At 69.5% G+C, this 24,460-nt stretch carries 26 protein-coding genes and 1 pseudogene; 10 read left to right on the forward strand and 17 right to left on the reverse strand.

The features are described 5' to 3' along the window. The first annotated feature begins 4 nt into the window (after positions 1-4). Positions 5-244, forward strand: a complete 240-nt coding sequence (locus AN233_RS00150; RefSeq protein WP_058364855.1) for a glutaredoxin family protein — start codon at positions 5-7, stop codon at positions 242-244. After that, positions 241-774, forward strand: coding sequence for a cob(I)yrinic acid a,c-diamide adenosyltransferase (locus tag AN233_RS00155; protein ID WP_058364856.1), 534 nt, complete (start codon positions 241-243; stop codon positions 772-774). The genes AN233_RS00150 and AN233_RS00155 overlap by 4 nt, the downstream gene beginning before the upstream one ends. Before the next feature lie 138 nt (positions 775-912). Here the strand turns inward: AN233_RS00155 and AN233_RS00160 are convergent, their stop codons facing one another. The 4 genes from AN233_RS00160 to AN233_RS00175 all read right to left on the reverse strand — a co-directional run bounded on the left by AN233_RS00160 (position 913) and on the right by AN233_RS00175 (position 4,255). Next, positions 913-1,836 carry an amino acid ABC transporter permease gene (locus AN233_RS00160; protein WP_058364857.1) on the reverse strand — a complete coding sequence of 308 codons (924 nt, stop codon included), beginning with the start codon at positions 1,834-1,836 and terminating at the stop codon, positions 913-915. Beyond that, positions 1,836-2,549 (reverse strand): amino acid ABC transporter ATP-binding protein, encoded by a 714-nt coding sequence (locus tag AN233_RS00165; protein ID WP_058364885.1) that lies wholly within the window; start codon positions 2,547-2,549, stop codon positions 1,836-1,838. The genes AN233_RS00160 and AN233_RS00165 overlap by 1 nt, the downstream gene beginning before the upstream one ends. Positions 2,550-2,647: 98 nt before the next feature. Continuing rightward, the gene (locus tag AN233_RS00170; RefSeq protein ID WP_058364858.1) at positions 2,648-3,454 is read right to left on the reverse strand and encodes an amino acid ABC transporter permease; all 807 of its coding nucleotides are present in this window, start codon (positions 3,452-3,454) and stop codon (positions 2,648-2,650) included. Between the two features lie 3 nt (positions 3,455-3,457). Then, complete coding sequence (locus AN233_RS00175; RefSeq protein WP_058364859.1) at positions 3,458-4,255, reverse strand: basic amino acid ABC transporter substrate-binding protein; 798 nt, start codon at positions 4,253-4,255, stop codon at positions 3,458-3,460. 159 nt (positions 4,256-4,414) lie between these two features. Between AN233_RS00175 and AN233_RS00180 the strand changes: the two genes are divergently transcribed. After that, positions 4,415-4,840: a CopG family ribbon-helix-helix protein gene (locus AN233_RS00180; protein ID WP_058364860.1), complete on the forward strand. Its 426-nt coding sequence runs from the start codon at positions 4,415-4,417 to the stop codon at positions 4,838-4,840. A gap of 42 nt (positions 4,841-4,882) precedes the next feature. Here AN233_RS00180 and AN233_RS00185 read toward each other — a convergent pair whose 3' ends face one another. Together AN233_RS00185 and AN233_RS00190 are read right to left on the reverse strand one after the other, a co-directional pair. Further along, positions 4,883-5,731: a phosphatase PAP2 family protein gene (locus tag AN233_RS00185; protein ID WP_245625911.1), complete on the reverse strand. Its 849-nt coding sequence runs from the start codon at positions 5,729-5,731 to the stop codon at positions 4,883-4,885. After that, positions 5,728-7,620, reverse strand: coding sequence for an ABC transporter substrate-binding protein (locus AN233_RS00190; protein WP_058364861.1), 1,893 nt, complete (start codon positions 7,618-7,620; stop codon positions 5,728-5,730). Before AN233_RS00190 ends, AN233_RS00185 begins: the two co-directional genes overlap by 4 nt. 236 nt (positions 7,621-7,856) lie before the next feature. On the opposite strand from AN233_RS00190, the gene AN233_RS00195 reads away from it, so the two are divergent. Further along, on the forward strand, positions 7,857-8,477 hold the full coding sequence (locus AN233_RS00195; RefSeq protein ID WP_058364862.1) for a DsbA family oxidoreductase: 621 nt from the start codon (positions 7,857-7,859) through the stop codon (positions 8,475-8,477). Between the two features lie 25 nt (positions 8,478-8,502). On the opposite strand, the gene AN233_RS00200 is transcribed toward AN233_RS00195, so the two are convergent. From AN233_RS00200 to AN233_RS00215, 4 genes are all read right to left on the reverse strand, one after another. Beyond that, positions 8,503-9,324 carry a CPBP family intramembrane glutamic endopeptidase gene (locus AN233_RS00200; protein WP_058364863.1) on the reverse strand — a complete coding sequence of 274 codons (822 nt, stop codon included), beginning with the start codon at positions 9,322-9,324 and terminating at the stop codon, positions 8,503-8,505. Positions 9,325-9,365: 41 nt separating this feature from the next. Further along, a complete protein-coding gene (locus AN233_RS00205; protein WP_058364864.1) occupies positions 9,366-10,655 on the reverse strand; it encodes a hypothetical protein in 1,290 nt (429 codons plus the stop codon). Between the two features lie 82 nt (positions 10,656-10,737). Then, positions 10,738-12,051, reverse strand: a complete 1,314-nt coding sequence (locus AN233_RS00210; protein WP_058364865.1) for a 5'-deoxyadenosine deaminase — start codon at positions 12,049-12,051, stop codon at positions 10,738-10,740. A gap of 88 nt (positions 12,052-12,139) precedes the next feature. After that, positions 12,140-12,340: a XapX domain-containing protein gene (locus AN233_RS00215; RefSeq protein ID WP_058364866.1), complete on the reverse strand. Its 201-nt coding sequence runs from the start codon at positions 12,338-12,340 to the stop codon at positions 12,140-12,142. A gap of 130 nt (positions 12,341-12,470) precedes the next feature. Between AN233_RS00215 and AN233_RS00220 the strand changes: the two genes are divergently transcribed. The 3 genes from AN233_RS00220 (at position 12,471) to AN233_RS00230 (ending at position 14,445) form a co-directional block, all read left to right on the forward strand. Continuing rightward, entirely contained in the window at positions 12,471-13,037 is a 567-nt protein-coding gene (locus tag AN233_RS00220; RefSeq protein WP_058364867.1) for a peptidylprolyl isomerase, read from the forward strand. Between the two features lie 79 nt (positions 13,038-13,116). Continuing rightward, the gene (locus tag AN233_RS00225) at positions 13,117-13,689 is read left to right on the forward strand and encodes a VIT1/CCC1 transporter family protein (RefSeq protein WP_058364868.1); all 573 of its coding nucleotides are present in this window, start codon (positions 13,117-13,119) and stop codon (positions 13,687-13,689) included. Positions 13,690-13,770: 81 nt separating this feature from the next. Then, positions 13,771-14,445 (forward strand): YqaA family protein, encoded by a 675-nt coding sequence (locus AN233_RS00230; protein ID WP_080508258.1) that lies wholly within the window; start codon positions 13,771-13,773, stop codon positions 14,443-14,445. A 36-nt stretch (positions 14,446-14,481) separates the two neighbouring features. On the opposite strand, the gene AN233_RS00235 is transcribed toward AN233_RS00230, so the two are convergent. Continuing rightward, positions 14,482-14,931 carry a universal stress protein gene (locus tag AN233_RS00235; protein ID WP_058364869.1) on the reverse strand — a complete coding sequence of 150 codons (450 nt, stop codon included), beginning with the start codon at positions 14,929-14,931 and terminating at the stop codon, positions 14,482-14,484. Positions 14,932-15,068: 137 nt separating this feature from the next. Between AN233_RS00235 and AN233_RS00240 the strand changes: the two genes are divergently transcribed. From AN233_RS00240 to AN233_RS00250, 3 genes are all read left to right on the forward strand, one after another. Beyond that, a complete protein-coding gene (locus AN233_RS00240; RefSeq protein WP_058364870.1) occupies positions 15,069-15,413 on the forward strand; it encodes a DUF5802 family protein in 345 nt (114 codons plus the stop codon). A gap of 141 nt (positions 15,414-15,554) precedes the next feature. Continuing rightward, positions 15,555-18,902: a carbamoyl-phosphate synthase large subunit gene (carB, locus tag AN233_RS00245; protein ID WP_058364871.1), complete on the forward strand. Its 3,348-nt coding sequence runs from the start codon at positions 15,555-15,557 to the stop codon at positions 18,900-18,902. Between the two features lie 87 nt (positions 18,903-18,989). Continuing rightward, positions 18,990-19,427 carry a DUF6653 family protein gene (locus AN233_RS00250; RefSeq protein ID WP_058364872.1) on the forward strand — a complete coding sequence of 146 codons (438 nt, stop codon included), beginning with the start codon at positions 18,990-18,992 and terminating at the stop codon, positions 19,425-19,427. Between the two features lie 9 nt (positions 19,428-19,436). Here the strand turns inward: AN233_RS00250 and AN233_RS00255 are convergent, their stop codons facing one another. From AN233_RS00255 to AN233_RS00280, 6 genes and pseudogenes are all read right to left on the reverse strand, one after another. Beyond that, entirely contained in the window at positions 19,437-20,084 is a 648-nt protein-coding gene (locus AN233_RS00255; protein ID WP_058364873.1) for a class I SAM-dependent methyltransferase, read from the reverse strand. A 141-nt stretch (positions 20,085-20,225) separates the two neighbouring features. Next, positions 20,226-20,582, reverse strand: coding sequence for a hypothetical protein (locus AN233_RS00260; RefSeq protein ID WP_058364874.1), 357 nt, complete (start codon positions 20,580-20,582; stop codon positions 20,226-20,228). A 139-nt stretch (positions 20,583-20,721) separates the two neighbouring features. Then, the gene (locus AN233_RS00265) at positions 20,722-21,069 is read right to left on the reverse strand and encodes a DUF7126 family protein (RefSeq protein WP_058364875.1); all 348 of its coding nucleotides are present in this window, start codon (positions 21,067-21,069) and stop codon (positions 20,722-20,724) included. Continuing rightward, positions 21,069-21,986: a glutamine-hydrolyzing GMP synthase gene (gene guaA / locus AN233_RS00270; protein WP_058364876.1), complete on the reverse strand. Its 918-nt coding sequence runs from the start codon at positions 21,984-21,986 to the stop codon at positions 21,069-21,071. The genes AN233_RS00265 and guaA overlap by 1 nt, the downstream gene beginning before the upstream one ends. Beyond that, positions 21,987-23,669, reverse strand: a complete 1,683-nt coding sequence (locus AN233_RS00275; protein ID WP_058364877.1) for a CTP synthase — start codon at positions 23,667-23,669, stop codon at positions 21,987-21,989. Between the two features lie 151 nt (positions 23,670-23,820). Next, a pseudogene (locus tag AN233_RS00280) lies at positions 23,821-24,460 on the reverse strand (hypothetical protein); the annotation flags it as partial.

Consider the following 24,460-nt stretch of genomic DNA (forward strand, 5'->3'; position numbering starts at 1 on the left):
AGGCATGGCGATCACTCTGTACGCGCTGGACGGCTGTCCCTGGTGCGAGAAGGTCCACGACGCGCTCGAGGCGGCGGGCGTCGACTACGACACCGAGTGGGTCGAGGCGCTTCACTCCGAGCGCGACGAGGTCCGCCGCGTGAGCGGGCAGCGGGGCGTGCCGGTTCTCGTGGACGGCGACCGCGGCGTGACGATGTGCGAGAGCGCCAACATCGTGGAGTACGTGGAGCGCACGCTGGCATGACGATCTACACCGGCCGCGGGGACGCCGGCGAGACGGACCTGCGGACGATGGAGCGGGTCTCCAAGACGGACCCGCGGATCGAAGCCTACGGCACCGTCGACGAGGCGAACGCGCTCCTCGGAACGGTTCGCCCGACCGGCTACGACGACGTGGACGAGGTGCTCGAGGCGGTGCAGAACCACCTCCACATCGTCCAGGCGGACCTCGCGAACCCCGACCCGGACGAGGACGACCCGCGCGTGCGCCCGGAACACACCGAACGGCTCGAGGACTGGATCGACGGCTTCGACGAGGAGCTGGAGCCGCTCCGGTCGTTCGTTCTCCCCGGTGGGGGCGAGGGGGGCGCCGCGCTGCATCACGCCCGCGCGGTGACGCGGCGGGCGGAGCGGCGCGCGGTCGCGCTCGCGCGGACGGAGGAGACGAACGAGGAGGTCGTCACCTACCTCAACCGACTCTCGGACGCGCTGTTCACGCTGGCGCGCGTCGTCAACGCGCGGGACGGCGAGGTCGAGGAGTCGCCGAGCTACTGACACCGTTCCACGGCAGTTCTCGGCACGTTCTACGGGGTGTGGTGACGAGTGCGGCCCGATCGCGTGGGCGTCAGCCGGCCCGAACGCCAGAGTCGGCCCGAACGCCCCCAACCGGCTCGGCCACCGCCGTCGAACTCCTTACCGCTCTCTGTCGCCGCCGACGCCGGGGATCGCGACCAGGTCCTCGACGCGGGCCATCAGCTCGGTGGCCGTCAACACCAGACAGAGGTACGCGAGGCCGGTCACCGCGAAGATCATCGGGTACCGGAACGTGTCCGAGGCGATCTCGAACGCGCGGTAGTAGAGCTCGGGGACGGTGATAAACGCCGCCAGCGAGGAGTACTTGATCAGGTAGACGAACTCGTTGGTCCACGAGGGGATCGCGTAGCGCAGCCCCTGCGGGAGCACCACGTAGTAGATCGTCTCGACCTTCGAGAGGCCGATGGCGCGGCCGGCCGTGAGCTGGCCCTCCTCGACGCTCTCGATGGCGCCCCGGATGTACTCGGCCTGGTAGGCGGCGCCGTTGAGCACGAACCCGAGGATGGCGACCCAGACGACGTTGCGCGCGAACACGTCCGAGAGCGCGACCGGGACGTACTGACCCATGTTCAGCCCGAAGTGGAGCACGAACAGCTGGGCCAAAAGCGGCGTCCCGCGCAGCAGCTCGGTGTAGACGAGCGAGACGTACGCCGTGAGCCGGCCGTAGACGCGCGCGACCGCCAGCGGGACGGCGATGAAGAACCCCACGGCGAGGCTGACGACCGTGATTACGACCGTGAGCCAGATGCCGCGGGCGATCTCCGGCGAGATGCGCGTCACGAAGGCCAGGTCGGTGGCGTACGCCGACAGCAGGGGGAGGGCGGCGAGCGCGCTCTCGACGGTCCCGGGCGCGACGAACGGCTCGCCGACGGGGACCACGGGCCCGCCGAGCCAGCGGTTCACCCAGGTCGCGAGCAGCCAGCCCCAGAAGACGACGCCCGCGGCGACGAAGAGGAGACGCCCCGCGGAGGGGATCGCCTCCCCCGGGTCGCTCACGTTCGCGGGGCGGGTGGAGTCGGCCATCAGTCGTGGCTCGCGATGCGGTCGAGGAAGCGGGCGGTCCGCTCCTTCTCGGGGTTATCGAACAGCTGTTCGGGGGGGCCACGCTCCACGACGCGGCCCTCGTCGAGGAAGACGATCTCGTCGGCGACCGCGCGCGCGAAGCTCATCTCGTGGGTCACCACGAGCATCGTCATCCCGTCCGCGACCAGGTCGTGCATCACCTCCAGCACCTCCCCGATGAGTTCGGGGTCGAGCGCGCTCGTGGGTTCGTCGAACAGCATCAGCTTCGGCTCCATCGCCAGCGCGCGGGCGATGCCGACGCGCTGTTTCTGTCCCCCGGACAGCTCCGCGGGGTAGGAGTCGGTCTGGTCGGCGAGTCCGACGCGCTCGAGCTGGGCGTGCGCGCGCTCGTCCGCCTCCGCCTCGGAAAGGTCGAGCACTCGGCGGGGGCCGAGCGCGACGTTATCGAGCGCGGTGAGGTGCGCGAACAGGTTGAAGTCCTGGAACACCATCCCGACCTCCCGCCGGAGCTCGTCGACGTCCACGTCGGGCGCAGTCACCTCCTCGCCGTCGAGGAAGATTTCGCCCTCCTGTGCCTCCGCGAGCCGATTGACACAGCGCAGCATGGTCGATTTCCCCGACCCCGAGGGGCCGATCAGGACGGTTACGTCGCCGCGGTCCATCTCGAAGGAGACGTCGTCGAGCACCTGCTCGTCGCCGTACCACTTCGAGATGTCCGCGACGCGGAGGTAGTCGCGGTCGCCGGACTCGGCGGCGTCGTTCGCGTCGGCATCGGCGTTCGCGTCGGCGTCCGGGTTCGAGTCAGCGTCGCTCACGCCGACTCACCTCCGGGGATCGCGTAATACTCGCCGAGGTAGTCGAGCGCGCGGTTCGTCGTGAACGTGAGGACGAAGTAGATGGCACTGATGAAGATGATGACTTCGAGCACCGCGGTCGTCCGCTCGACGAACAGGTCGTAGCTGCGCGTCAGCAGCTCGGCCAGTCCGATGGCGAAGACGATGCTCGTGTCCTTCAGGACGATGGTGAACTCGTTCTGGAACCCGGGCACGGAGCGGCGGAGCGCCTGCGGCACGGCGACGTGGCGGATCGCCTCGAGCTGCGACATGCCGACGGCGCGTGCCGCCTCCAGCTGGCCGTCGTCGACGCTGCCGAGCGTCGCGCGGAAGATCTGCGACTGGTAGGCCGCGCTGCGGAGCCCGAGCCCGAGGATCCCCGACATCACCGCGCCCGAGAGCGTTACCACGCCGAGGTCGATCGACGGCACTCCCAGCACGAAGTACATGAACACGAGGATCACCACGATCGGCGTCCCGCGCAGGACGACGCCGACGCTCTCGACGAGCCGCTTCGGGAGCCCCTCCCCGTACGTCTCGACCGCGCCCGCCGGGAAGCCGACGAGGAAGCCGAGCAGGATCGACGCGACCGTCAGCCCGACCGTCATCAGCGCGCCGCCGATGAGGTAGTCCGCGTTTCTGAACACGAACGCCCAGTCCTCGAGTTCGCCGATCTGCAGCGGCGCCGCGCCGCCGTCCACAAGCGCCGTGAGGGCGGTCGCGACAGCTCCGACGGACGCGGGGCTGTCGGCCGCGACGAGCGCGAGCGTCGACGTGGCGCTCATCGCCTACTCCTGTCCGAACCAGCGGTTGGTGATCTCCTCGTAGGTGCCGTCCTCGCGAACGGTCGCGAGCCCGCTGTTGAGCGCCTCGCGCACGTCGTCGTCGTCCTGCCGGACGCCGAAGCCGAACTCCTCGCCGGTCTCCTCGACGAACGCCACTTCCACGTCGCGCTGGGACGCGAACGTCTCGGCGACGGGCAGGTCGATGACGACCGCGTCGATGTTGCCGTTCTCGAGGTCCTCGACCGCGAACACGTAGTTGTCGTACGAGGAGTAGTCGTCCTCGGAGATGATCCCGGGATCGATGAGGTTCGACTGCACTTGGTCGGCGCCGGTCGTCCCGGACTGCGCGCCGACGGTGCGGCCGTCGAAGTCCTCCCACCCTTCGGGCTGGAAGTCGCCGCCCTCGGCGACCAGCACGGACTGGTCGGACTGCCAGTAGGGGTCCGAGAAGGAGATGGTCTCCTGTCTGTCCTCGGTGATCGTCATCGCGGCCGCGATCACGTCGATCCGGTCGTTCGTCAGCGCGGGGATGAGCGAGTCGAACTCGAACTCCTCCCACGAGCCCAGCTCGTAGTCGGTCTCCGCGACGACCGCCTCGATGAGGTCCACGTCGAACCCGACGAGCTCGCCGTCCTGCTTCATCTCGAACGGGGCGAACCCGGGGGCGGTCCCCGGCGTGATCGTTCCGGCGGAGCCCCCGCCGATACAGCCGGCGGTGGCGGTCAGTCCGGTCGCGGCCGACGCGCCGGTGATCTGCAGGTACGTCCGGCGACTCATGTCCATCTGCGTGCGGCGTGACATACTGTTCACGTCGGCGAGCACCGGTTTCAAGGTTTCCTCCCGGACTCGTCCGGCAATCGTCGCCGACAACGTCCCTCCGTCCGCGGTCTTGTGAACAGATAGCGTCTCGAGAGCGTATAGACCACAAGGATTAACAATATACGACGTAAATGTTAATACATGACCGTCGTCAGCGTCTCGATGCCGGAGGAACTGCTGGATCGACTGGACGGGTTCGCGGACGACCACGGCTACACGGGCCGCAGCGAGGTGGTCCGCGAGGCCTCCCGCAACCTGCTCGGGGAGTTCGAGGACGCCAAGCTGGAGGACCGCGAGCTGATGGCCGTCGTCACGGTGCTTTTCGACTACGAGACGACGAGCGTCGAGGAGCGGATGATGCACCTCCGCCACGAACACGAGTCGCTCGTAGCGGCCAACTTCCACAGCCACGTCGGCACCCACTACTGCATGGAGCTGTTCGTGCTGGAGGGTCGACTCGAGGAGATCTCCTCGTTCGTCGGCCGGATCCGCGCGACGAAGGACACCCTCTCGGTCGACTACAGCGTGATGCCAGTCGACGAGTTCGGGCCGGTCGGCGCGGAGTGATCACCGGGCGTCGCGACTGTGACGACCCCGTGACGCCGCCCGTCACTCCACGGCCGACGCCGTGTCCTCGGTCGTCTCGCCGGCCGCGGGCGAGATGAACCGGTAAGAGGCGAACACGCAGCCGACCGCCAACGCGATCCCCGCGATCACGTCCACGAGCCAGTGGATCCCGAGGTACATCGTCGCGATCACCACCGAGAGCGCCAGCGGCGTGGCGATCGCGGCCCATCCGGGGTACTCGCGACGTGTCAACAGCGCGAACAGCCCGACGGTGACCGACAGGGAGGTGTGCAGCGACGGAAAGACGTTCGTGTTCTCGTTGATCTGGCTCGTGAGCGCCAGCACGTCCGGATTGAACGTGAAAAGCAGCGGCTGGACCATGTCGGGCATAATGTTGCGCGGCCCGTGGGCGTAGACGACGGTGTAACAGACCAACCCGATGGCGTAGTTGAGCGCGTACGCCGTCATCAGGCGTTTGAGCGTGGTCGACTCCTCGAGGACGCCGTAGGCGACGAACGGGAACACCAGCAGGAACACGTAGCCGTAGACGTACACCCACGAGAAGTAGAGGGTGCGAAGCGGGGTCGCGAACGTCGCCTGTAGCCACGCGACGAACTCCCCCTCGAACGCGAAGATCGCGCCGGTGAGGTAGAGTCCGTACAGCTGCGAGACGACCTGGAGCCGTTCGCGGGCGACCGCGCTGACGAGGAGCACCGACACAAGCAGGATGATCTGCGGTTTGAGCTCTCGGATCCGGGGTAACGCGTTCTGTCGAAGCCGATAGAGCCGGCCCGGGCCGATGGTCGCGACGCCGACGATCAGACACAGCGAGACCGTCGAGATCGCGAGGTAGGTCACGACCGACAGCAGCACCGCGTACCGCTCGATCACGGTTCCCTCACGAGCAGCACGCCCTCGTCGTCGTAGCGATACCCCGCTTCACGGAACGCCTCCCGGGCCGCCTCCACGTCGAGAGCGCCGTCCGTCCCGAAGAAGGGGGTCTCCGGGTCGCGTCCGTCGAACCGGAGGTCATCGGCGAGCCACTCGTCGGCGTTCGCGAGCGGCGAGGCGGCGGGCTGTGCGTACCCCTGAAACGCCTCGTCGACGACGTGGGCCTTGTCGATCAGGCCGGCGACCGCGCGGCGGAAGCGCGGGTTCGACAGCGGCTCGTTGCGGACGTTGAACCCGACGTGGTAGAACGCGGACGACTGCCGGCTCACAAGCGTCGCGTCGGCCTCGCGCCCGATCCGCGGCACTGCCTCGGGTCCGAGGTTCGAGACGGTGGCGTCGGCGCGGCGGTCGGCGACGTGCTCGACCGCCGCGATGTCGGACGGGACGAGGTTCAACAGCAGTTCGTCGAACGCCGGCTTCCCTCGCAGGTCCGCCGGGACCCCCTCGGGACCGCGGTCGAGGAAGTGGTCGTCGTTGCGTGCGAAGACGACCCGATCGCCGGGCGACGCTTCGACGAACCGGAGCGGACCGCTCCCGACCGGTTCGGGGTTGTCCCACACGAGCGCGTCAGTCGTCTGCTCGTCGACCTCGATCCCCGCGATGGCGGCGACTTCCGTCCGCTCGCTCCAGATGTGCTCCGGCAGGATCGGAACCGTCAGCGCCCGCAGGCCGACCTGGGGGTGGGCGTCCGCGAACGTCACGTCGACGGTCCGGTCGTCGACGGCCTCGGCCCCTGTGACGAGCGTCGACCGGCCGCGGAAGCGCGGCGCGGGGATCGGCGCGTCCGCGGTCCCCATCGAGGTGTCCGAGAGGAACGCGTAGGTGAAGGCCACGTCCGCGGCGGTGAGGGGTTCGCCGTCGTGCCAGGTCGCTTCTCGGAGCGAAACGCGCACGGTTTGCTCGTCGAGCCACGACACGTCCCGCGCGAGCCACGGGATCCGGTCGTCACCGCGGGTCCGGATCAGGGAGTCGTACAGCAGTTCGGTGTACGTGCCGTCCCGGCGGTACTCCGCCGCGATCGGGTTCCTGTTCTCCGCGACGCGGGGATCGGTCGTCACGAGCCGGAGCGTGGCGTCCGCCGAGGGCCCGTCCACCGCGGTCGTCTCCGTGGTCGTCTCCGCGGTCGCCTCCTCGGTCCGCTCCGACCCATCGTCCCCGGTCGTCTCGCCGTCTCCCGTCCCGCTCGCCCCTTCGTCGTCCCCCGATAGCGAGAGGGAGAGCAGCCGCATCGGTTTCGAGACTCGCTCGTCACGCCGCCATCCCTCGAACCGTCCTCGCTGGACCGCGGTGAGGGCGTCCGGGAACACGACCGTCACGAACGGCTGTTGACGGGCGATCTCGCGCTGAAGGTCGTCGACGACGGCCGGTCTGTCCTCGGGCGTCGCGCCGCGCTGCTCCTCGAGGAGGTCGTCGATGGTGAGGTCCGTGATGCCGAAGGGGTTCTGCCACCCCGGTTCCGGGTTGAACTCGGAGTGACAGAAGGGATAGAGCGCGTCGGGATCGATCCGTTGGTGCGCGGGAAACTGCCCGATGTAAATGTCGAAGCTCTGATTTATAAGGACCCGACGGTAGAGGTCCGCCTCCGCCATCGTGTTCACACGGGTGGCGATGCCGACCGCGCGCAGGTGCTCCTCGAGGTGGCGGGCGACGCGTATTCCGTGCGGGTCCGCGTCCGCGGGCGTCGTGTACACGTCGAGGGTCATCTGTGTGCTCCCCTCACGCCCGGCGATGTTGCGTACGCGACCGAGACACCCAGCGCTCGCGGTGCCGAGTCCGGCGAGCGAGCCGGCTATCACCGCCCGACGGGTCGTGGCGGGGGAGGGCGTCATCTTCCCTGTAACTGGGCCGCCGTCGTATAACAGTCCTGCGGTCCGAACGAGCGACAGTCGCTGTGCGACCGCCACGACCCTTCGTGGTCCAACTTCGGTCCCGCCGATTTCGGCCTTCGATCGGGTGATACGGGCTTGTCGCTTCCCGTGCCTCTCGTGGCCGTTCGGTCTCGCGGTCGTGCACGCGAGATGCCGACCACGAACGCCTTTTCCGGCGTCGGCCCCCTTTTCGAGACATGAGCGAGACCACGCTCGAAGTGTACTCCGACTACGTCTGCCCGTTCTGTTACCTCGGTCGCATCGCATTCGACCGCTATCAGGAGGAGCGCGAGGAGCCGCTCGAGTTGGAGTGGCACCCCTTCGACCTCCGCGGACGAAAGCGCGGCCCCGACGGCGAGGTCGACGTGACCGCCGCCGACGGCAAGGACGACGAGTACTACGAACAGGCGCGCCAGAACGTCCGGAAGCTGCAGGAGCGCTACGACGCCGAGATGGCTCAGGAGCTCCGCAAGGACGTGGACTCGTGGAACACCCAACAGGCGTCGCTGTACGTCCGCGAGACCCATCCCGAGTCCTGGCGGGCGTTCGACGAGGCGCTCCTGGACGCCCTCTGGAAGGACGGCCGCGACATCGGCGACCCCGACGTGATCGCGGACGTGGCCGCGGACGCCGGCCTCGACCCCGAGGAGATCCGCGAGGCGGTCGCCGACGAGGAGTGGCACGACCGGCTGGCGGCGGCCTTCGAGGAGTCGAAGCGCGCCGGCGTCACCGGCGTCCCGACGTGGGTCTACGACGGGTACGCCGCGAGCGGCGCCGTCCCGCCGGAGCATCTGGAGCGGCTAGTCGAGGGTGCCTGACGGGTCGGTCCCCCCGCGAACTGACTCAGAGCCCGACGGCCGCCGCGTACTGGATCCCAAACAGCGTCGCGTTGTAGAGTCCGTGTGCGATCGCCGGCACGGCGAGGTTGCCGCTGCGTTCATAAAGGTACCCCAGCAGACAGCCGAGCAGCGTCGCGACGACGGCGTACAGCAGCGTTTCGACCTGCCCGCCCTGCACTGCGGGGGCATGGATCAGCCCGAAGAAGGCGCCCGCGATGAGGATGGCCGGCCACGCGGCGAACGCCCGCCGGAGCAGCCCCTGCACGACGCCCCGGAACAGCAGCTCCTCGGCCGGGCCGACGAAGAGCACCGAGACGACCACCATGTAGAGGAAGTAGGTGGGGTCCTCGCGGCCGGGGAGCATCGCCTGATTCTCGCCGGTGGAAAGTCCGAGAACCTGGAGCGCGTACAGCAGCACGAACTGGAGCGCGAGCAGTACGACGACCCCGCCGACGGTCAACAGTGCGTCCCGGCGGTCGAGCGCGCGGACCCTGATCAGGCCGGGTTCGTCGACGAGCGCGAGGAAGCCTGCGACGCCGATCCCGAACCCGAGGAACTGCAGGACGGTCCCCGCGACCGTGTACAGCGAGGTGTCCGGCGTCAGCAGGCCGAGTCCGACGAGCGCATCGGTCCCCCACCCGGTCACCGCGACCGCGGCGAAGAACGCCCCCAGCACGACGAGGACGGCCTGCCCGAGCCGGAACGCCGCCGCGGCGGGGTCGGTGACGAGTTCCTCCGACTCCGGGCCACCGACTCGCGCGTCCTCCGCGGCGTCGCTCGACGCCGTCCCGGCGGCCGCGTCGGGGCCCTCATCCGCCTGCGTCATTGCCACTCGGTTGGGCGAGGCGGCGTATAGGCGCTCCGGAACTACTCCCCGATCAGCAGTTCACGCTTCTCGGCGACCGCTTCGGCCTCCGCGAAGTCGCCGCCGCCCAGCAGGCCGCGGGCCGCCTTCTTCCCCCACTCGACCGCGGGCTGGGTGAACGTCTCCACGCTCGCCAGTTCGCCGTAGAGCACGCAGGCGGCCTCCATCCCGTACAGCAGTTCGCCCAGCGAGCGCTCGTCGACGCGGTCGACCTCCACGCGGACGTTCGGTACGTCCGCGGCCGCGAGGCTCGCCTCCGTCGCCTCGAACTCGGCGTCGAGCAGGTCGCCGAGCGACGCGCCGCCGAGGTACGAGAGTCCCTCGAGGTCCGTCTCGGGGATGGCGCGGTCCGCGCGCTCGCGCGGCCGGACCATCGTCACGAGCTTGTCCGGCGGGCCGGCGCGGTAGAGCTGGAGTTGGGAGTGCTGGTCGGTCGCACCGAGCGCGCGGGCCGGGGTCTGGCCGACTCCGTCCTTGCCGAGGCTCTCGGCCCACAGCTGGGCGAACCACTCGGCGAACGTCTCCAGCGACTCGGCGTAGGGCATCACCGCGTTCGTCGCCGCGCCGCGCTCCGCGAGCGCGTACGTCGCCGCGCCGTAGGCGTATCCCGGGGTCTCGAACAGCGATCCCGACAGCCCGCCCATCGCGTCGCGGCCGCCGGCCAGTACCGCCTCGATGTCGTGGCCCTGGAGTGCGGCGCAGGCGAGCCCGACCGTCGAGAGCGCGGAGAACCGACCGGGAACGCCCGCGGGCACGTCCAGCGCCGGGAGGTCGTGTCTCTCGGCCAGTCGGCGGAGGTTCCCCTCGGGGCCGGTGGTGACGAACGTGCGCTCGGTCCAGTCGACGCCCGCGTCGGCCATCGCCTCGCGCACGACGAGGAAGTTCGCCAGCGTCTCCGCGGTCGTACCGGAGTTGGAGACGACGTTGACGACGGCGTCCTCGAGCGGGAGGTCGGCGAGGAGGTCCGCGACGTGTTCCGGGTCGACGTTGTCGAGGAAGTAGGCGTCCGTCTCCGAGTCGAGCGCGTTCGAGAGGGTCGCCGCGCCGAGCGCGCTCCCGCCGATGCCGACGTTGATCACGGCCGCGGGACGGCCGAACGGCTCGACTGCGGCACGGATCGCGTCCGGGTCCGCGGTCTCCGGGAGCGCGAGGCTCGCGTAGCCGAACTCGCGGTCCGCGCGCCCGGCCGCGATCCGCTCGTGGGCGTCGGCCACGCGGTCGTCGAGTCGGTCGAGCGTCCCCTCCGAGAGCCCGGGCGTCGTGCCGAGGGCGTTGCCGAGGTCTACCTGCATGTATCGATCGGCGGCCGAACGGGCCTTATCGGTTGCTGTCGCGGGGCCGGGGTCCGGATCACCGGCAGCGGGTGCGGCGCCCTCAGAGCACGCCCGCTTCCTCGCCGACGCGCCGGGCGTGGCGGGTCGCGCGCTCGCGGACCGCGGCCGCGTCGATGCCGACGTGCTCGCCGTCCGCGTAGCGGACCTCGCCGTCGACCATCGTGAACGTCACGTCGTCGCCGTGGGCGGCGTACACCAGATGCGAGAGCGGGTCGTGAAGCGGCGTCGCACGCGTCAGGTCCGTGGTGAGGCCGATCAGGTCGGCGCGGTACCCCTCGCGGAGCGCGCCGATGCGCTCGAAGCCGGCCGCGCGGGCGCCCGCCTCGGTCGCCATCCGGAGGACGGTCGAAGCCGGAAGCCGGGTCGGCTCCCGCGCGTCGACCTTCCCGAGCAGGCTCGCCTGCCGCATCTCGGTGAATGGGTCGAGCGTGTTGTTACAGGGCGGGCCGTCGTTGCCGAGCGCGACCGTGATCCCGCGGTCGAGGTAGTCCTGCACCGGCGCGATCCCCGAGGCGAGTTTCATGTTCGAGGAGGGACAGTGCGTGACGACGGTGTCCGTGTCCGCGAGCACCTCGCGCTCGGCCTCGTCGGTGTGGACGCAGTGGGCGAGCGTCACGTCCGGCCCGGTCAGGCCGACCTCGTCGAGCCACAGGACGTTGCGCATCCCGGTGTCGCGCTCGACGACCGCGATCTCGTCCTCGTTCTCGCTGGCGTGGGTGTGGATCGTGACGCCGTCGTGCCGGTCAGCGATCTCGCGGCAGCCGCGGAGGCACGCCTCCGTACAGGAGACCGCGAACCGCGGCGTCATCGCGTAGCGCACGCGCCCGTCGGCCGCGCCGTGGTACTCGCGGATCAGGTCCTCGCTCTCCGCGAGCGCCGCCTCGGCGTCCTGTTCGAGCCCCTCGGGGGAGTCGTGGTCCATCAGGACCTTCCCGAGCCGACCGCGGATCCCCGTCTCGACGGCGGCCTCAAACGCCTCCTCGGCGTGGTGGACCGAGAGGTGGTCGAGGACGGTCGTGGTGCCCGACTCCAGACACTCCAGGTACCCCAACTCCGCGGCCGCGCGCGTCGCGTCGGCGTCCATCGCTGCCTCCATCGGGAGGACCGCGTCGAACAGCCAGTCGAGCAGGGCGGTGTCGTCGGCGATCCCGCGCCCGAGCGACTGCACGGAGTGGACGTGCCCGCCCACCAGCCCCGGCGCGACGATGTCGACCTCGCGCCGCTCGTGGTCCGGGTACGTCTCGACGAGGGACGCCCGCTCCCCGACGGCGGCGATCCGCGACCCCTCCGTCACAACCGCGCCGTCCTCGATGACCGTGTCCGCGTCCGCGACCACGGTGCCTGCGATCAACATGTCCGTCCGTTCGAGACCGCGGGGCTACAAGAGGGTGTCCGTTCGCTGTCGGTGCGGTCCGAAACGGGACCCCCGTTCGCGCCGCCGATCAGAGCCCGAGCGATTCCAGCAGGTCGAACCCCACGTCCAGCCGCATGACGAGCTTGTACCCCAGATAGATCCCGACGATTCCCATGATCCCAGGCAGCTCCGGCGGGGCCGGGATCGGTACGCGGAGGAAGGCGAACAGAAAGCCGACGGCCAGCCCCGTGAGGGTCGCGAGGGCCGTCAGCGTCGCGGTGGAAGCCATTTCCCGCCTATCGCCCGTCAGCGGACAAAAGGCCTGCGCGTTCGGTCGGGTCGGTGTGGAAACCGCGAGACGAGCGACCGTGCGAGTCACGATGGGTAGGGTTTTCCGCCAGGCGCGCCTCCCGTCGCTCATGGCACGAGAGGTTTCCAACCCCGACAATCCGCAGGTCACGCTGTCGACGAACCACGGCGACATCACGGTCGAGCTGTTCCAGGACCGCGCGCCGCGCACGGTCGAGAACTTCCTCGGCCTCGCGCGTCACGACCCCGCCGCGGACGCTGAGCCCGCGGTCGACACGAACACCTGGGAGGACCCCGAAAGCGGCGAGGTCCGCGGCGACTCGCTGTACGAGGGCATCGTCTTCCACCGCGTCATCGACGACTTCATGATCCAGGGCGGCGACCCCGAGGAGACCGGCCGCGGTGGCCCCGGCTACCAGTTCGACGACGAGTTCCACGACGACCTCACCCACGACGGTCCGGGGATCCTCTCGATGGCCAACTCCGGCCCGAACACGAACGGCTCGCAGTTCTTCATCACGCTGGACGCGACGCCGCACCTCGACGGCAAGCACGCCGTCTTCGGGCAGGTCATCGACGGCATGGACGTCGTCGAGGAGATCGGCTCGCTCCCGACCGACCGCCGCGACAAGCCGCAGCGCGACGTCGAGATCGAGTCCGTCGCGGTCGACGAGTAGGCCCGGTCCCGACGCCCCGTCGTTCCGCGCGTGCGAGTCGAGGGGAGCGTTAAGTGCCCGAGGCGCGACGGGCTTCGTGATGATCGCGCAACTCCTCGGCGACGACCCCGACACCTCCGGACGGTATCTCGCGGAGGTCGTCTACGGCGCGAACGACGGGATCGTGACGACGTTCGCGGTCGTCTCCGGCGTCGCCGGCGCGTCGCTTTCTCCCGCCATCGTGTTGGTGCTCGGCGTCGCGAACCTGCTCGCCGACGGGTTCTCCATGGGGATGAGCAACTTCCTGAGCCGGCGCTCGGAGCTGGACTATCGGCGCTCCCGTCAGGACGCTGCCGGGAAGACGCCGGCGGGGGCCGAGAACGCGGCCGAGGGGCTCGAGGACGGGAAATCTCCTGGAGCGACCGCTGCCGTCACGTTTCTGTCGTTCGTCGTCGCCGGGGCGGCACCGCTCGTTCCCTATGCGCTCGGCGTCGAGGGAGCCTTCCGGCTCTCGGTGGCGTTCACCGCGCTGACGTTCTTCCTCGTGGGCGCAAGCCGGAGCCTCGTGACGACGCGTCGGTGGTACGCCGGCGGTACCGAGATGCTCCTCGTCGGGATGGCGGCCGCACTCGTCGCGTACACCGTCGGGAACGTGCTCGGTGGGCTCGCCTGATCCCGAGGCCACCGCCGAGGGCTGCGGTACCGGACGGGTATCGAACAAGTTTAACAGCGCGCGCCCGGTAGCTCGGAACGAATGGGTGTGGGTACCCTCCTCCCGACCGCGACGCTCGACGCCCTCTCGACGATAGCGGCGCTCTCCGGTCCCCCGGCGACCGCGACCCTCGACGGACTCCTCGCCGCCGGGACGGCCGACTCCCTGCTCTCCGCGGCCGCGCTCGAGAACCTCTGGTCGACGGTCGTCGCCGTCTCACAGAGCGCCGTCGAGTCGGCAACCGGTTGGGGCGGACTCGGGGTCATCTTCGTCTACTCCTTCCTGATCGCGTTCGCGCTGCCCGGACCGAGCGAGGTGGTGCTGGCGGCGCCGCTGGATCTGGGGCTCCCCTACTGGGCGGTGCTGGGGCTGATCATGCTCGTGAGCGCGACCGGCAAGGCGCTCGGGAGCCTCTTCGCGTTCCACCTCGGCCAGGAGGCCAAGCGTGCGGGGCCGGTGATCCGGTGGCTGGAGCGGTCGCGGTTCGACGTGGTCGAGTGGTCACAGAAGCGGACGGTGACGGTCGCGCGTCGGTACGGCTACGCCGGACTGGCGCTCGCGCTGTGCGTCCCCTTCTTCCCCGACACGATCTCCATCTACGCGTTCGCGGTGCTGGAGCGCGACTATCGGAAGTTCGCGGTCGCGACGTTCCTCGGGAGCCTCGGCCGCCTCGTGGTCACCATCCTGCTCGTCGGCGGCGCGCTGGCGGTGTTCTGAACGCCGGCGCTTCCGGCGGGTTCGTTCCGGACCGCGCTACGCGACGCTCGTCTTGACGATGGTCACCGGCCTGCTCGACCCGCGAGCGACGCGCTCCGTGACGGAGCCGAGCATCCGTCGGTAGTCGCCGGAGCGCTCCTTCGAGCCCATCACCGTCAGATCGATGTCCTCGTCGCCGATGTAGCGGAGGATCTCCTCGTGCGGGTCGCCGTGGACGACCTCGGTGACGACCTCGTCGACGCCGGCCGACGCCGCGCGCTCGGCGATGTCGCCGACGGCCTCCAGCCCGGTGTCCTCCAGCGTCTGCTCGACGCCCTCGAACTCGTGGACGAACTCGTCGCCGGAGTAGGCGTTCACCACGTCGCTGTCCACGACGTACAGCACGTGGAGCGCCGCGTCGTAGCGCTCGGCGGTTTCGATGGCGTGATCGGTCGCACGCTCGACGCCCTCGCTTCCGTCGGTCGGCAGGAGGATGTTGTCGTACATCGTTTGCCGACTCGCCCGGCATGCGCATAAAAGAGGTGGCGGCCTCCCGCCTCGAGGGAACCGGTCGACTCGCGCGTCGACATAAGGATTGCCGGCAAGGCTTATGTCTGGTCGTGTGAGAGATTAACACGCACAGCATGTTTGAACGCTTCTCAAGCGGCTACTACCTCGGCAAGTTGTACGTGCAACCGCATGACGGCGACCGGGCCGTCATTCGGCGAGAGGACCACGAGCGCGTGAACGAACAGCTCTACGCGACCGGCGAGGGCGTGGAGCGACTCGACGCCCCCCTCGTGATGAAGGTCGACCGGAGCCACATCCCGGTCTCCGGGGGTGAGGACGTTCCCGAGGGGACGCTCGCGGTCCCGCGCGAGTTCGCGACCGACGACCTCCCGGCGACGCGGGGCGTCCTCCTCGCGGACGCCGACCGCGCGGCCGACCTCCTCCGCTGGGAAGGGTACGAGCCCGCGGTCAACGCCTGATCACCGCGTTCGGCCTCGCAGTCGCCTCGATACCGCGTCGAGCGTGCTACGTCACGCCATACCTTGCGAAATTCGAAATCTTCCTGCGAGATTCGCACTCTTTCGCCGACCTTATTACGATGTGCGCACCACGGAGAGGTGATGACCGACTCGAAGGGGTCTCAGGACGGTACGGCGTCCGAGGACCGCACGATCCTCCTCATCGGAAGCGGACCGATCCAGATCGGACAGGCCGCGGAGTTCGACTACTCCGGCGCGCAGGCGTGTCGCGCCCTCCAGGAGGAGGGGGCCCGAGTCGTTCTGGTCAACTCCAACCCCGCCACGATCATGACGGACCCGGAGATGGCCGACCGCGTCTACATTGAGCCCATCACGCCCGAGGCCATCGCGGAGATCATCCGCGAGGAGCAGCCCGACGGCGTGATCGCCGGTCTCGGCGGCCAGACCGGACTCAACGTCACCGCCGAGCTCGCCGAGCAGGGCATTCTGGAGGAGCACGACGTGGAGATCATGGGCACGCCGCTGGACACCATCTACGCGACGGAGGACCGCGACCTCTTCCGCCAGCGGATGGAGAACATCGGCCAGCCGGTCCCCGCGTCGACGACCATCTCGCTCTCCGAGGGCGAGTCCGTCACCGACTTCGACGAGGCGGCGTTCCGCGAGCGCGTGCAGGCCGCGGTCGACGAGGTCGGCGGCCTCCCCGTCATCGCGCGGACGACCTACACGCTCGGCGGCTCCGGCTCCGGCGTCGTCGAGGAGTTCGACGAGCTCGTCGAGCGCGTCCGCAAGGGGCTGCGCCTCTCACGGAACGGCGAGGTGCTGATCACCGAGTCCATCGCGGGCTGGGTCGAGCTGGAGTACGAGGTGATGCGGGACGCCGACGACTCCTGTATCATCATCTGCAACATGGAGAACCTCGACCCGATGGGGATCCACACCGGCGAGTCGACGGTCGTGACCCCGTCGCAGGTGATCCCCGACGACGGCCACCAGGAGATGCGCGACGCCGCGCTCGGCGTCATCCGCGAACTCGGCATTCAGGGCGGCTGTAACATCCAGTTCGCGTGGCGCGACGACGGCACGCCGGGCGGCGAGTACCGCGTCGTCGAGGTGAACCCGCGCGTCTCGCGCTCCTCCGCGCTCGCGTCGAAGGCGACCGGCTACCCCATCGCCCGCGTCACCGCGAAGGTCGCGCTCGGCAAGCGCCTCCACGAGATCGACAACGAGATCACCGGGGAGACGACCGCGGCCTTCGAGCCCGCCATCGACTACGTCGTCACGAAGGTGCCGCGCTGGCCCATCGACAAGTTCGACGACGTGGACTTCGAGCTGGGCACCGCGATGAAGTCGACCGGCGAGGCGATGTCCATCGGCCGCACCTTCGAGGAGAGCCTGCTGAAGGCGCTGCGCTCCTCGGAGTACGACCCCGCGGTCGAGTGGGACGAGGTGAGCGACGAGGAGCTGGCGACCGACTACCTGGAGACGCCGACGCCGGACCGCCCGTACGCCATCTTCGAGGCGTTCGACCGCGGTTTCTCGGTCGACGAGGTGGTCGACCTGACGGGGATCAAGGAGTGGTACGTCGAGCGGTTCGAGACCGTCGCGGACGCCTCCGAGGCGGCCGCGGAGGGCGACCTTGTGACGGCCGCGGAGGCCGGGTTCACCGACGCCGAGGTCGCCGCGAGCGCCTCGACCGGGGAGTCCTCGGCCGCGGAGGTGGCGACCGGCGCGGCGACCGCGGCGGCCGCGGCGGCCGGCGGCGAGGGCGGAGCGGGCAGCGAGGGGGCCACGACCGTCGACGACGTGGAGGCCACGGTGCCGGACCGCAGCTACAAGCAGGTCGATACCTGCGCCGGCGAGTTCGAGGCGACGACCCCGTACTACTACTCCTCGCGGCTGCCGGAGTACCTCGCGGGCGACGGCGGCGCGAGCGCGGGCTCGGCGTACCACGACGAGCTCCGCATCGACCCCGAGGTGGAGAGCGTCGTCGTGGTCGGCGGCGGCCCGATCCGCATCGGGCAGGGCGTGGAGTTCGACTACTGCGCGGTCCACGCCGTCCGCGCGCTCCGCGAGATGGGCATCGACGCGCACGTGATCAACAACAACCCCGAGACGGTCTCGACCGACTACGACACCTCGGACGGCCTGTTCTTCGAGCCGATCACCGCCGAGGAGGTCGCGGACGTGGTCGAGTCCACGGGCGCGGACGGCGTGATGGTCCAGTTCGGCGGGCAGACCTCCGTCAACGTCGGCGAACCGCTGGAGGCCGAACTCGACCGCCGCGGGCTCGACTGCGAGGTCATGGGGACCTCCGTCGAGGCGATGGACCTGGCGGAGGACCGCGACCGCTTCAACGTCCTGATGGACGAGCTGGGCATCGCCCAGCCCGTCGGCGGCACCGCGACCAGTCGCGAGGAGGCGCTGGAACTGGCCCACGAGGTCGGCTACCCCGTCCTCGTGCGCCCCTCCTACGTGCTCGGCGGGCGCGCGATGCGCGTCGTCGAGGACGACCAGGAGCTCGAGACGTACATCGACGAGGCGGTGCGCGTCTCGCCGGACAAGCCCATCCTCGTCGACCAGTTCCTCGCGGACGCGGTCGAGCTCGACGTGGACGCCGTCTCCGACGGCGAGGACGTGCTGCTCGGCGGCGTGATGGAGCACGTCGAGAGCGCGGGCGTCCACTCCGGCGACTCCGCGTGCGTCATCCCGCCGCGCTCGCTCTCGGAGGAGACCCTCGGCCGCGTGCGCGAGGTAACCGAGGACATCGCGACCGCACTCGACACGGTCGGCCTGCTGAACGTCCAGCTCGCGGTGACGGGCGTCCACGACCCGGCCGAGGAGGCCGAGGTGTACGTGCTGGAGGCGAACCCGCGCTCCTCGCGCACGGTCCCGTTCGTCTCGAAGGCGACGGGCGTCCCCATCGCGAAGCTCGCCGCGCGCGTGATGGCCGGCGAGTCGCTCGCGGACATCGACGCCGACGAGCAGATCCCCGAGCACTTGAGCGTGAAGGAGGTCGTGCTCCCGTTCGACCGCCTGCCGGGCTCGGACCCGCGGCTCGGCCCGGAGATGAAGTCCACCGGCGAGGTGATGGGCACCGCGACCTCCTTCGGCAAGGCGTACGGCAAGGCGCAGGACGCGACCGGCAAGCCAATCCCCGAGTCTGGCACCGCGGTCGTCGACCTCTCCGCCGAGGAGTTCCCCGACCCCGACACCGAGGCGGGCGAGGCGCTCGTCGAGGGCTACGCGGAGCACTTCGAGCTGAGCGAGGCGACGGACCTCATCGAGGCCGCGCAGGCCGGCGAGCTCGACCTCATCGTCTCCCGTCAGCGCGACCTGCTGGAGGTGGCCGTCGAGGAGGAGATCACCTACTTCTCGACGCACGCGAGCGCGAGGGCCGCGCTCGAAGCCCTCGACCACGCGGGCGACGACCTCGACGTGATGGCGGTCTCGGACCGCCCGAAGCGCGTCGCCGAGTGGGGGAAGTAGCGGCGACCGACTGCGCTCCCGCCGCGGTCGCCCGGCGGTCGGCGCTGCCGGCCGCAGCTATTTGTGAACCGGTCCCGATGACCGCGTATGGGAGCGGTGGCGAAACTGACGGACGCGTTCTGGGAACGGCACTCGAACCCGAAGAGCGGCTGGAGCCGGGTCCTCGTCCTCCCGGCGCTCCTCTACGCGGTCTATCGGCGGGACTGGAACCTGGCAGCCGCCGCGGTCGGGTTCACCGTCGTCAACCCGGTCCTGTTCTCGCCCCCGGCGGACGACGACGCGTGGATGACGCGGGTGGTGCTCGCCGAGCGGTGGTGGACCGAGGAGCGCGGGGAACCGGTCCTCGCGACCGCTTATCCGAGCGTCCTCAACCTGCTCAACCTCCCCGTGACGGCGTACGCGTTCCTCGCCGCCTACCGCGGGAACCCGGTTCGGGCGGCGCTCGGCGGCTTGGGGTCCGTCCTGCTGAAGTTCTGGTACGTCGGGGCGCTGGTTCAGCGGTACGACGAGGCACGATCCGAGTGAGCGTGTCGGTCAGTCGTCGGCGGCCGGCGGCTCGAACGCGCGCAGCGTGTCGTTCCCGACGGTCTCGGCCGCGATCTGCTCGCAGCCGCGGTCGCCGAGCACCGACGCCCAGTCGCGGTAGTAGAGCGGCACGTCGTCGTCGACGTAGTTGACGTTCGCGTCGTCCGCGGTGTCCGCCGAAGGTGACGGTCCGCCCCCCTCGCCCTTTTCGATCTCGACGGTGACGATCAGGTCCTTCGCGACGCGGACGAGGTCGTCGAACACCCATGCGTTGTCGGGGTGGACGTGCTGGAGCGTCTCGACCGAGAAGACGGCGCCGTAGCGGTCGTCCTCGACGTCCGGGAGCACGTCCTCGACCGCGGCCGCGTGGAAGGTCCCGGCCGCGAACAGGTCGGGGTACTCGTCGGCCATCACGTCGAAGGCGGTCTCGTTGATCTCGATGCCGTGGAGGTCCGCGTACCCGGCCTCGCGGAGGTGTTCGAGGTGGCGGCCGGCGCTACAGCCGACTTCGAGGACCGCGGCGTCGGCGTCGACGCGCTCCGCGAGGTGCGCGCGGACGCGCTCGCTGCGCTCGTCCGCGCCGTAGTGGGCGTAGTAGTCGGGGGAGTATTCGCCCGCGCGATCCGCCCAGCTCGCGAGCACGTCGTTCTCGTTCACTTCGTGACCGACGAGGCGGGCGCGTAAAACCTCGGTGGCTGGCGGCTGCGCGCGGGCGTCCTCCGCGGACGGCGACGCGAAATGAACCAAACCGAACGGATGGCCACGAACGTGGTCGCTGACCGGATGCGGAAGGACCGCTCACTCGTTCCGATTCATCAGTCGGAGGTTCCGCTCCATCACGGCGACGAGACCTCCGACGAAGAGGAGGCCCGGCCACGCGTAGACGAGCGTGCGCTGTGGGGGAAACGCTCCCGCCCCGAGCCCCGACTCCGGCGGCTGCCAGGTGAGGACGTGCCAGTATACGAGTACGAGCCAGAGCGCCGCGAGGACCGCAGGCGTGCGAAGCTCCCACTGCCACCAGCTTTGAGCCACCGCCAGCCCGACGACCGCGCCGCCGACGGCGACCCAGACGTATCCGTAGTTCCACGGATCGAGAACGACCGGCGGAAGCACGACGATCGCCCCGAGAATCGCCGAGAGAAGCCGCCTGATCATGACGGGACTCCCTATTGCAGTCTCAAATACTTTCTTCCGGAAGAGACGGACATCCCTCGAACTGCGACCGCACCGAACTGCGACCGCACCGAACTGCGACCGCACCGAACTGCGACGGCACCCAACCGCGCTCCCCCGATCAGGCGTCGCCGTCCGCCAGCAGCTCCTCGGCGACCGTCTCGGCGTCGAGCAGGGCGGGATCGACCGCCAGATCCGCGACCGCGGCGACGAACTCCGGCAGCGAGCGGTCGGCGTAGGTGACCACGCGCACGTCCGCGTTTAGCTCCTTCGCGACCGGGATGCCGGTCGCCTCCTCCACGTCGGTCAGGACGAGCAGGTCGGCGTCCGCGATGCCCGCCTCCTCCAGCGCGCTCGCGGAGACCTCGGCCTCGATGCGCGTGACGGCGGCGCCCTCGGCTTCGAGCGCGTCGCCGAGGCCGTGCTCGTCGGGGCCGGCGACGACGGCGCGGGTGGTGGCTCCCGCCATCACTCGTACTCGATGGTCGCGGGCGGTTTGTGGGTCACGTCGTAGAGGACGCGCGCCACGTTGTCGTTCTCGCCGGTGATCCGGCTCTGGATGCGCTGGAGCGTCGCCCAGTCGATCTCCTGTGCGCGGGCGGTCATCCCGTCGCGGCTCTCGACGGAGCGGACCGCCACGACCCAGCCGTGGACGCGGTTGTCGCCCTTCACGCCGGTCGCCTTGCCGAGCACGGCCGCGAACGCCTGCCACGGCTCGTACTCCTCCAGTTCCTCCTCGACGACGTGACACGCCTCGCGGGCCACGTCGGCCTTCTCGCGGGTCACCTCGCCGACGACGCGGACCGCGAGCCCCGGCCCGGGGAACGGCATGCGCTCCGAGATTATCTCCTCGAGGCCGAGTTCGCGGGCGACCTCGCGGACCTCGTCCTTGTAGAGGTCGCGGACCGGCTCGACGATGGCCTCGAAGTCGACGACCTCGGGGAGCCCGCCGACGTTGTGGTGGGACTTGATGTTCCCTTCCGACTCGATGCGGTCGGGGTAGATGGTCCCCTGCACGAGCACGTCCGCGTCCAGGTCGCGCGCCTCGCGCTCGAACTCCTTGATGAACTGGTCGCCGATGACCTTCCGCTTCTCCTCGGGGTCGGTGACGCCCGCCAGCCGGTCGAAGTAGCGGTCCGCCGCCTCGATGACCCGCAGCGACTCCATGAAGGAGAACGTCTCGCGGATCTCCTCCGTCTCGCCTTTCCGCATCAGGCCCGTGTCCACGTACACCGGGGTGAGCTGGTCGCCGACCGCCTCGTAGGCGAGCGTCGCCGCGACCGAGGAGTCGACCCCGCCCGACAGCGCGATCACCGCGTTCGCGTCGCCGATCTGTTCGCGTATCTCTGCGACCGCCTCGTCGATGAATGCCTCCGCGTCAACCATTTATAAGGATACCTCGTTGGGTTCGTCCACTGGTCCGCTCGCGTTGCCGTTCTGTTTCGTCTCCGCCATGTCGAGGACCGCCTCCACGAACGCCACGAACGGGGGGCTCGCGCGGTCGGGCCGCGACCGGAACTCTGGGTGCGCCTGCGTGCCGAAGAAGAAGGGGTGGTCCTCGCGTTCGAGGATCTCCATCCGGTTGTCCGCGCGGCCGGAGAAGACCAGCCCCTCGGTCTCGAGCTGGTCGATGTACTCGGGGTTCACCTCGTAGCGGTGCCGGTGCCGCTCCGTACAGGAGTCGGCTCCGTACACCTCGTGGGCGAGCGTTCCCTCGTCGATGTCGGTCACGTGGGCGCCGAGCCGCATCGTGCCGCCCATGTCCTCCGTCTCGTACTGCTCGGGCAGCAGGTCGATGACGGGGTACGGCGTCTCCTCGTCCAGCTCAGCGGAGTGGGCGCCCTCCATCCCGAGGACGTTGCGCGCGTGCTCGACCACGGAGAGCTGGAAGCCGAGACACAGCCCCAGCAGGGGAACGTCGTGCTCGCGGGCGTACCGGATCGCCTCGATCTTCCCCTCCGTGCCGCGGGAGCCGAACCCGCCGGGAACGACGATGCCGTCCGCCTGCTGGAGGCGTTCGGTGTGTTTCTCCGCCATCTCGTCGGCGTCGACCCACAGCACGTTCACCTCGGTCTCGGTGTGGATGCCGGCGTGTTTCAGCGCCTCGTGGATCGACATGTACGCGTCCTCCAGCCCGTACTTGCCGACCAGCGCCACGTCGATCTCCGTCTCGCGGTCGCGGGTCACCAGCTCGCGCCACCGCGTGGACCGCTCCGCCTTCGGGAGCGCCTCGTCGGCGAGGTTCAGCCGCTCCATCACGTACTCGTCGAGGCCCTCGTCCTCGACGACGAGCGGGACGTGGTAGACGTCCTCCACGTCCGGGTTCGAGAAGACCGCCTCCGTCGGCACGTCGCAGAACAGCGCGATCTTCTCTTTCACGTCCGGGTCCAGCTCGTCGTCCGCGCGCCCGACGAGGATGTCGGGCTGGAGGCCGATGCTTCGGAGCTCCTTGACGGAGTGTTGGGTAGGCTTGGTCTTCTGCTCGCCGTTTTGCGAGTAGGGAACGAGCGTGACGTGGGTGAAGAGCACGTCGCCCTCGTCCTCCTCGTGGGAGAACTGTCGGAGCGACTCGAGGAACGGCATCGACTCGATGTCCCCGACCGTTCCGCCGATCTCGACGATGCACACGTCGGAGCCCTCCGCGGCCTCGCGGATCCGACGCTTGATGTCGTCGGTGACGTGGGGGATGATCTGGACCGTCTTGCCCAGGTAGTCGCCGGCGCGCTCCCGTTCGATGACGTGTTGATAGGTCTTGCCCGTCGTGACGTTGTGGTCGGAGGTCATGTCGACGCCGAGGAACCGCTCGTAGTTCCCCAGGTCGAGGTCGACCTCGCCGCCGTCCTTCAGGACGTACACCTCGCCGTGCTCGTAGGGGTTCATCGTTCCGGCGTCGACGTTCAGGTAGGGGTCGATCTTGACCGCCGTCACGTCGAAGCCCGCGTTCTCGAGGAGTCGGCCGGTGCTGGCGGCGGTGATTCCCTTGCCGAGCCCGGACATGACACCTCCGGTGACGAAAACGAACTTCCGACCCAGCGAGGGGTCGTACCCCGTATCGGGATCCGTCGGCATACCGAAGGTGTGCGAGCATCCTCCTAAACCGTTTCGGGAGCCCCCTCGTGTGCGGCCCGCTCACAGGGCCGCCGGCACCCCCGCGGCCGCGAGCTGCCGAAGGAGCTGTCGCCGGCCGCGATACGTCCGCGGGCCGTGACACGACCGTCGGCTATCGGTCTGGACCGTCGAGTTCCAGTACGTCGTCGGGGCGGTCGCGCTCGAAGGCGAACCGGCCGGTCGACCGCGTCCGGAGCGTCACGGTCGCCACGCGGAGGACGTACGCCGACAGCAGCATGAACGGCGCCATCGAGACCGTGGTGACGACGGTCGTCGCCGTGTGGGTGTCCGGGAAATCGCCGGTGTGGAGCAGCACGAACGACACGAGCAGGATCGTCGGTAGCGAGACGTAGATCAGGTGTTTCGACAGCGCCGCGAACTCCTGGCTGAAGTAGAGCGTCTTGAAGTACTCGCGGGTGGCCGCGAAGTGGCGCAACAGCGCGAGCAGGTCGTCGACCGTCTCGTCGGCCTCCGGCGGGAGCACCTCCTCGTGCTCGGCGCGCAGCCGCCGAAGCTGGTTGGTCAGGAGGACCTGATCGTAATCGAGCGTCGCCAGCACCAGCGAGACGGTGTCGTCCCGTCCCTCGAGCCGAGACTCCAGGTCGTAGGTTTGCTCGGCCATCTCGCGGAGGTACTCCTCGACGTTCGCCTGGAGGTCGGCGTCCGCCTCGGCCACGTCGTCCGCGAGCTCGCCCGTCTTCGACGCGACCGCGTCGACCAGCACGATGAGGTAGTTCGTCGGGTCCGCGGGC

Source organism: Haloparvum sedimenti (assembly GCF_001462205.1).
Lineage (GTDB): Archaea > Halobacteriota > Halobacteria > Halobacteriales > Haloferacaceae > Haloparvum > Haloparvum sedimenti.